Source organism: Agromyces sp. P1_H4 (assembly GCF_056405255.1).
Window position 1 is genome coordinate 1 of the sequence record NZ_JBFUCL010000194.1, and the last position, 7,191, is coordinate 7,191.

The 7,191-nt window shown below is 70.0% G+C and carries 7 protein-coding genes and 1 pseudogene; 1 reads left to right on the top strand and 7 read right to left on the bottom strand.

Annotated features, from left to right (window positions below; genetic code table 11):
• Nucleotides 1-239: pseudogene (locus tag AC1DY2_RS12280) on the top strand (DUF3515 domain-containing protein); the annotation flags it as partial.
• On the opposite strand, the gene AC1DY2_RS12285 reads toward AC1DY2_RS12280, so the two are convergent.
• The 7 genes from AC1DY2_RS12285 to AC1DY2_RS12315 form a co-directional block, all read right to left on the bottom strand.
• On the bottom strand, nt 236-1,327 hold the full coding sequence (locus AC1DY2_RS12285) for a D-alanine--D-alanine ligase family protein (RefSeq protein WP_476762686.1): 1,092 nt from the start codon (nt 1,325-1,327) through the stop codon (nt 236-238). The pseudogene AC1DY2_RS12280 and the gene AC1DY2_RS12285 overlap by 4 nt on opposite strands.
• Nucleotides 1,227-2,363, bottom strand: a complete 1,137-nt coding sequence (locus tag AC1DY2_RS12290; protein ID WP_476762687.1) for an NAD(P)H-dependent glycerol-3-phosphate dehydrogenase — start codon at nt 2,361-2,363, stop codon at nt 1,227-1,229. The genes AC1DY2_RS12285 and AC1DY2_RS12290 overlap by 101 nt, the downstream gene beginning before the upstream one ends.
• Nucleotides 2,356-3,132, bottom strand: a complete 777-nt coding sequence (locus AC1DY2_RS12295; protein ID WP_309979295.1) for a lysophospholipid acyltransferase family protein — start codon at nt 3,130-3,132, stop codon at nt 2,356-2,358. The genes AC1DY2_RS12290 and AC1DY2_RS12295 overlap by 8 nt, the downstream gene beginning before the upstream one ends.
• A gap of 7 nt (nt 3,133-3,139) precedes the next feature.
• Nucleotides 3,140-4,510, bottom strand: coding sequence for a UDP-N-acetylglucosamine 1-carboxyvinyltransferase (murA, locus tag AC1DY2_RS12300; RefSeq protein ID WP_476762688.1), 1,371 nt, complete (start codon nt 4,508-4,510; stop codon nt 3,140-3,142).
• Nucleotides 4,507-5,127 (bottom strand): 3-isopropylmalate dehydratase small subunit, encoded by a 621-nt coding sequence (gene leuD, locus AC1DY2_RS12305; protein ID WP_309979298.1) that lies wholly within the window; start codon nt 5,125-5,127, stop codon nt 4,507-4,509. The genes murA and leuD overlap by 4 nt, the downstream gene beginning before the upstream one ends.
• A 2-nt stretch (nt 5,128-5,129) precedes the next feature.
• Nucleotides 5,130-6,590 (bottom strand): 3-isopropylmalate dehydratase large subunit, encoded by a 1,461-nt coding sequence (gene leuC / locus AC1DY2_RS12310; protein WP_476762689.1) that lies wholly within the window; start codon nt 6,588-6,590, stop codon nt 5,130-5,132.
• A 118-nt stretch (nt 6,591-6,708) separates the two neighbouring features.
• The coding region (locus AC1DY2_RS12315; protein ID WP_476762690.1) for an FHA domain-containing protein at nt 6,709-7,191 on the bottom strand (483 nt) is incomplete at its 5' end.

A 7,191-nucleotide genomic window follows, 5' to 3' on the forward strand; every position in this document is an offset into this window, starting at 1 on the left:
GCGTCGAGCCGCTCGGCCCGACCACCGACCGCTGCGTCAGCGTCGACGGCGTCGACTGGGTCATCGACGAGTCGGATGCCCCGAACTACCTCTTCACGACCTACGGCCGCACGCCCACCGTCGAGGTGCTCATCGACAACGACGCGGTCTCGGGCACCACCGCGATCTCCGACCTCTCGGCCGCCGTCGGCGTCATCCCCGCCGAGGGCGGCTGCGTCGGCCTCGACGACGCCGGCTAGCGGGCGCCCCTGGCCTTGCCGACCTGGATCAGCTCGTCGATGAGCTCGGGGTAGCTCAGGCCCGTCTGGAGCCAGCAGGTCGGGAACATCGAGATGGGCGTGAAGCCGGGCATGGTGTTGACCTCGTTGACGACGTAGCCGTCGTCGGTGAGGAACACGTCGACGCGGGCCAGCCCCTCGGCCCCGATGGCCTCGAACGCCCGCCGCGCGACCCGCTGCAGCTCGAACAGCTCGCCGTCGCCGAGATCGGCCGGGCAGATCAGGTCGACGCCGGGCGCGTCGAGGTACTTCGCCTCGAAGTCGTAGAAGTCTCGGCCGGTGACGACGACCTCACCCGCGACGCTCACGCGAACCTCGCCCGCCTCGCGACCCTCGAGCACGCCGCACTCGATCTCGCGGCCGACCACCGCCGACTCGACGAGGACGGTGCGGTCCTCCGCGAAGGCGGTGTCGRGCGCCTCGTGCAGCTCGGACCAGTCCGCGACCTTGCTCACTCCGACGGAGGATCCCGCCCGAGCCGGCTTCACGAACACCGGCAGGCCCAGGCTGTGCACCCTGCGCTTCCAGAGCTCGGGGTCCGATGCCAGCCCCGCACGCGTGAGCGTGACCCAGGGCGCCACCTGGATGCCCGCGCCCTCGAGCACGGTCTTCGTGACGTGCTTGTCCATGCCGATCGCCGACGACAGCACGCCGTTGCCGACGTACGGCAGGCCGACGAGCTCCAGGAGGCCCTGCACCGTGCCGTCCTCGCCGAACCGGCCGTGCAGGATCGGGAAAACCACGTCGACGTCGCCGAGCGAGCGCTCGCCCGCGGCATCCGTCACCGTCAGCGCCCGCGACGCGGTGCTCTCGGGCCAGCGCACGCGCGTGCCGTTGTCGACGACCTCGGGGAGGTGCTCGGGATCGAGGGCGAACCGATCGGGGTCGTCGGCCTCGAGCACGAACGCGCCGTCGCGGGTGATCCCGACGGGGATCACCTCGTAGCGGTCACGGTCGATCGCCCGGAGCACTCCTCCCGCTGTTGCGCAGCTGATCGAATGCTCGCTTGAGCGCCCGCCGAACAGGAGAACCACCCTGAGCTTGTCCATCCAATGTCCTTTCGCCCTGGGGCTCGTCGTCGGTCGTGAGGTGCGGTGCGATGTCCTTGGGGTCGAGCGTGCCGGCCAGTACCTGCCGCACCTGCTCGACGATGGGCATCTCGACGCCCTTGGCGCGCGCCAGCTCGAGGATCGGCGCGACGGAGGCGAGGCCCTCGGTGGTCTGCTGCATCTGGTTCACCACGTCGTTCAGGTGATAGCCCTGGCCGAGCAGCCGCCCGGCGGTGTTGTTGCGCGAGAGCGGCGACTGGCTCGTCGCGATGAGGTCTCCGAGACCCGCGAGTCCCGACAGCGTCTCGGGGTGCGCGCCGAACGCGACCGCGAAGTCCGTCATCTCGACGAGGCCCCGCGTGATGATCGACGCCTTCGTGTTCTCGCCGTAGCCCGCGCCGTCGACGATGCCGATCGCGACCGCGATCAGGTTCTTCAGCACCCCGCCGAACTCGGTGCCGATGACGTCGGTGTTCACGAACGAGTGGAAGTACCGATTGCGGGCGACGGATGCCACGGCCTGGGCGGTCTCGAGACTCGTCGACGAGACGACCGCCGCCGTCGGCTGCTCCTTCGCGATCTCGAGCGCGAGGTTGGGCCCCGAGATCACGGCGATCTGGGACTCGTCGATCCTGAGCACCTCGGCGATGACCTCGCTCATGCGCAGGCCGCTGCCCTTCTCGACGCCCTTCATCAGCGACACCACCGTCGCCTCGGCATGGAGGTGCGGCGCCGCGATCTTCAGGTTGTCGCGGAGCGCCTGGCTCGGCACCGACACGTACACCTGCTCGGCGCCGGCGAGCGCGAGGTCGAGGCGGCTCGTCGCGCGGAGGCCGAGCGGGAGGTTGATGCCCGGGAGGTAGTCGCTGTTGCGCTTGCCCTCCTGGATCTCGCGGGCGAGCTCTGGCCGGCGCGCCCAGATCACGACGTCGGCGCCGCCGTCGGCGAGGATCTTCGCGAACGTCGTGCCCCAGCTGCCGGCGCCGAGCACGGCGACGCGCTTGCCGGGCGCCTTCTTCGCGGACGCCCTAGCCATCGAGTCGCCCCGTCTCCTTCTGGCCGTGGGCCGCAGGATCCCAGCGCTCCGGCGGAGCCGGCTCGCCACGCACCTCGGCGAGGAGACCGGCGATCGCGTCCATGAGCTCGCCCGTCGCCTTCAGCAGCGACGCCTGGTCGAGCGGCTTTCCGCGGTAGGCGCTGAGGTCGAGCGGCTCGCCGATGATCACGTCGATCGTCTTGCGCGGGAACAGGCTCAGCTTCTTGCCGTAGCGCGGCAGCAGCTCCTGCGTGCCCCAGTGCGCGGCCGGGATGATCGGGATGTCGCGCTCGAGGGCGATGCGCACGGCGCCCGTCTTACCGCGCATCGGCCAGAGGTCGGGCTCGCGCGTCAGCGACCCCTCGGGGTAGACGACGACCATGCGACCCTTCGCCACAAGGTCCTCGGCCGCGCGGAGGGCGGCATGGCTCTTGCTGCCCGCCCGCTCCACGGGGATCTGGCCGGAGGTGCGCAGCAACCAGCCGAGCACGGGGTTCTTGAAGAGCGACGCCTTGGCGAGGAACCGCGGCGCGCGACCGAGCTTCCAGCAGACGACGCCCATGACGACGGGGTCGATCTCGCTGTAGTGGTTCGGCGCGAGCACGAAGGCGCCGGCCTGCGGCATCCGCTCGGAATGGTGGAAGCGGAAGCGCACGACGAGGTTGAACAGCGGGAGGACGAGCACGGCGAGCAACCAGAAGAACGAGGGTCGCCGCTTCTCGGAACGCGGCTTCAGTGCAGCGTCGGACGCCGGAGGATGGTGGGGCACTCCCCCATTATCCTTCGAGTTCGAAGTCCGCCCCGAGGAGCTCGAGCTTCGTGATGAAGTTCTCGTACCCGCGCGCGATGATGCCCACGTTCGAGACCGTCGAACGGCCCTCGGCGGTCAGCGCCGCGATGAGGTGGCTGAAGCCGCCGCGCAGGTCGGGCACCTCGATGTCGGCGCCGTGCAGCTTCGCCGGTCCGGAGATCACGGCCGAGTGCTGGAAGTTGCGCTGGCCGAAGCGGCACGCCCCGGCGCCGAGGCACTCCTTGTGCACCTCGATCGACGCGCCCATCTCGACGAGCGCGTCGACGAAGCCGAAGCGCTGCTCGTACACGGTCTCGTGCACGATCGACACGCCGTTCGCCTTCGACAGGGCGACCACGAGCGGCTGCTGCCAGTCGGTCATGAAGCCGGGGTGCACGTCGGTCTCGATGATCACCGGCTTGAGCTCGCCACCCGGGTGGAAGAAGCGGATGCCGTCCTCCTGGATCTCGAAGTCGCCGCCGACCTTGCGGAAGACGTTGAGGAACGTGAGCATCTCGGCCTGACGCGCGCCGCCGACGAAGATGTCGCCGTCGGTGGCGAGGGCGGCGGCCGCCCAGCTGGCGGCCTCGTTGCGGTCGAAGAGCGCGCGGTGCGTGTAGCCGTCGAGCTTCTCGACGCCCTCGATGCGGATGACGCGGTCGGTGTCGACCGTGATGATCGCGCCCATCTTCTGCAGGATGTTGATGAGATCCATGATCTCGGGCTCGATCGCGGCACCCGAGAGCTCGGTGATGCCGTCGGCGAGCACTGCGGTGAGCAGCACCTGCTCGGTGGCGCCGACGCTCGGGTACGGCAGGGCGACCTTGGCTCCATGGAGTCCGTTGGGCGCCGACATCCGGATGCCGCTCGGGAGCTTCTCGACGATGGCGCCGAAGTTGCGCAGCACCTCGAGGTGGTAGTCGATGGGGCGGTCGCCGATGCGGCATCCGCCGAGGTCGGGGATGAACGCCTCGCCGAGGCGGTGCAGCAGCGGCCCGCAGAAGAGGATCGGGATGCGGCTGGAGCCCGCGTGCGCGTCGATGTCGGCCATGTGCGCCGTCTCGACCGCCGACGGGTCGAGGATGAGCTCGCCCTCGTCGACGCCGTGCGTCACGCTCACGCCGTGCACCTCGAGGAGGCCGCGCACGATGCGGACGTCGCTGATGTTGGGGACGTCCTTCAGCACGCTCGGCGTGTCGCCGAGGATCGCCGCGACCATCGCCTTGGTGACGAGGTTCTTGGCGCCTTTCAGCTCGATGCGGCCCCGCAGGGGCTTGCCGCCGTTGATGGTGATGCGGTCGACATTCAGTCCGACTGCCGATCCGTGGTTCTTGGCGTCCTGCCCGAGCGTGTTCACAGACTCCCTGATTCTGCCGGCTCCCGGATGGGGAGGGTCTTCGGCCGCCAAGCTTCTCGATGTGACTCGAACTCGGCGATCGACTCCTCGTCCCGCAGGGTGAGCCCGATGTCGTCGAGCCCTTCGAGAAGCCTCCACCGAGTGTAGTCGTCGATGTCGAACGGCACCGTGAGCGTTCCGACGCTCACCGTACGCTCAACCAGATCGACCGTGACGGGTATTCCCGGGTCGGCCTCGACCTGCTCCCAGAGGCGCTCGACGTCCTCGTAGGCGACCTGCGCGGCGAGCAGGCCCTGCTTGCCCGAGTTGCCCCGGAAGATGTCGCCGAAGCGCGAGCTGATCACCACGTCGAAGCCGTAGTCGCGCAGCGCCCAGACGGCGTGCTCGCGGCTCGAGCCCGTGCCGAAGTCGGGACCGGCGATCAGGATGCGGGCGCCGCGGTACTGCTCCTGGTTCAGGATGAAGTCGGGATCCTGCCGCCAGGCGTAGAACAGGGCGTCGTCGAAGCCGGTCTTCGTGACCCGCTTCAGGAACACCGCGGGGATGATCTGGTCGGTGTCGACGTTCGAGCGGCGAAGCGGAACGGCGGTGCCGGTGACGGTGCTGATCTTCTGCATGGTCAGCGCGCCCCTTCCTGCTCGAGGTCCCACGGACTGGACAGCGTGCCGCGGATGGCCGTGGCCGCCGCGACGAGCGGAGACACGAGGTGCGTGCGACCGCCCTTGCCCTGCCGGCCCTCGAAGTTGCGGTTCGACGTGGACGCGCAGCGCTCGCCCGGGGCGAGCTGGTCGGGGTTCATGCCGAGGCACATCGAGCACCCGGCGAAGCGCCACTCGGCGCCGAACTCCTCGAACACCTTGTCGAGGCCCTCGGCCTCGGCCTCCAGTCGCACGCGGGCCGAGCCCGGCACCACCATGACGCGCACGCCGTCGGCCTTGCGCTTGCCCTTCACGATCGACGCGAACGCGCGGAGGTCTTCGATGCGGCTGTTCGTGCAGGAGCCCATGAAGACCGCGTCGACGTGCACGTCCTTCAGCGGAGTGCCGGGCGCGAGGTCCATGTACTCGAGCGCCCGCTCGGCGGCCGCACGCTCGTGCTGGTCGTCGATGGACGAGGGGTCGGGCACCGACTCGGAGAGCGAGACGCCCTGGCCGGGGTTCGTGCCCCATGTGACGAACGGCTCGAGCGCGTCGGCGTCGATGAACACCTCGGCGTCGAACTCCGCACCCTCGTCGGTCGCGAGGGTCTCCCAGTAGGCGACCGCGTCGTCCCAGTCGGCGCCGGCCGGCGCATGGGCGCGGCCCTTGAGATACGCGTAGGTCGTGGCATCCGGAGCCACCATGCCGGCCCTCGCGCCGGCCTCGATCGACATGTTGCAGATCGTCATGCGGCCGTCCATCGAGAGCGCGCCGATGGCGCTGCCGCGGTACTCGAGCACGTAGCCCTGCCCGCCGCCCGTGCCGATCTTCGCGATGACCGCGAGGATGATGTCCTTCGCCGTGACGCCCGGACGGAGCGCGCCCTCGACGTTGATCGCCATGGTCTTGAACGGCTTCAGCGGCAGCGTCTGCGTGGCCATGACGTGCTCGACCTCGCTCGTGCCGATGCCGAACGCCATCGCTCCGAACGCGCCGTGCGTCGAGGTGTGCGAGTCACCGCAGACCACGGTGATGCCCGGCTGCGTGAGGCCGAGCTGCGGGCCGACGACGTGCACGATGCCCTGCTCGACGTCGCCGAGCGAGTGCAGGCGGATGCCGAACTCCTTCGCGTTGCGACGGAGCGTCTCGATCTGCGTGCGGCTCGTCGGGTCGGCGATCGGCCGGTCGATCGCGAGCGTCGGCGTGTTGTGGTCCTCCGTCGCGATCGTGAGATCGGGACGACGCACCGGCCGGCCGGCCAGGCGGAGGCCGTCGAAGGCCTGCGGGCTCGTGACCTCGTGCACGAGGTGCAGGTCGATGTAGATGAGGTCGGGAGTGCCGTCCTCGCCCTTCTTCACGAGATGGGCGTCCCAGACCTTCTCGGCCAGCGTGCGAGGCCGTGCCCCGTCGGTGTTCGCGGGGATCGTGGATGCTGCGTTCATGCGTTCGCTTCCTCAGAATCTGTGGTCAGCCGACAACGGACTCCGCGACGGGATCGGCCTAGAACGAGGCCCCGCCGCGGCACCGAAGAAGAAGTCGTGAAGCGCGCACCATCTCAGGCTACACCGAGTTGAGCGGAGCCCGATCCAGCGTGACGGCGAACTCCCCGAGCAGGATCGTCGACCCGCCGGCGACCGCGGAGGCCAGCCCGGGGTCGAGTTCGACCTCGTCGCCCTCGGGCGTCAGCACGCGGCTGCCGTTCGTCGAATGCAGGTCGGTGACCGTGACCCGTTCGTCGACGACCTCGACGAGCGCGTGCGTCTTCGACACCGACCGGGCGGGGTCCTCCAGGCGGATCGTGGCCGCCCCCGGCCTCCCTGCCTCGGCGACCGGATCACGGCCGAGCACCACGGGACGGAGGAGGAGCACCTCGAGTCCGTCGGCGGTGCGCAGGCGCCAGGCGCCCGGCTGCGGGGTGGGCGTGGGCGCCTCGACGCGCACGGGCGGAGCGGCGGGAACGGCCGCGCTCGGCGGCCCCGGAGGCAGTGGCGGCAGCGGCGCGCGCGGCGCGACCGGACCCGTGGGCGGGGCGAAGGTCGGCAG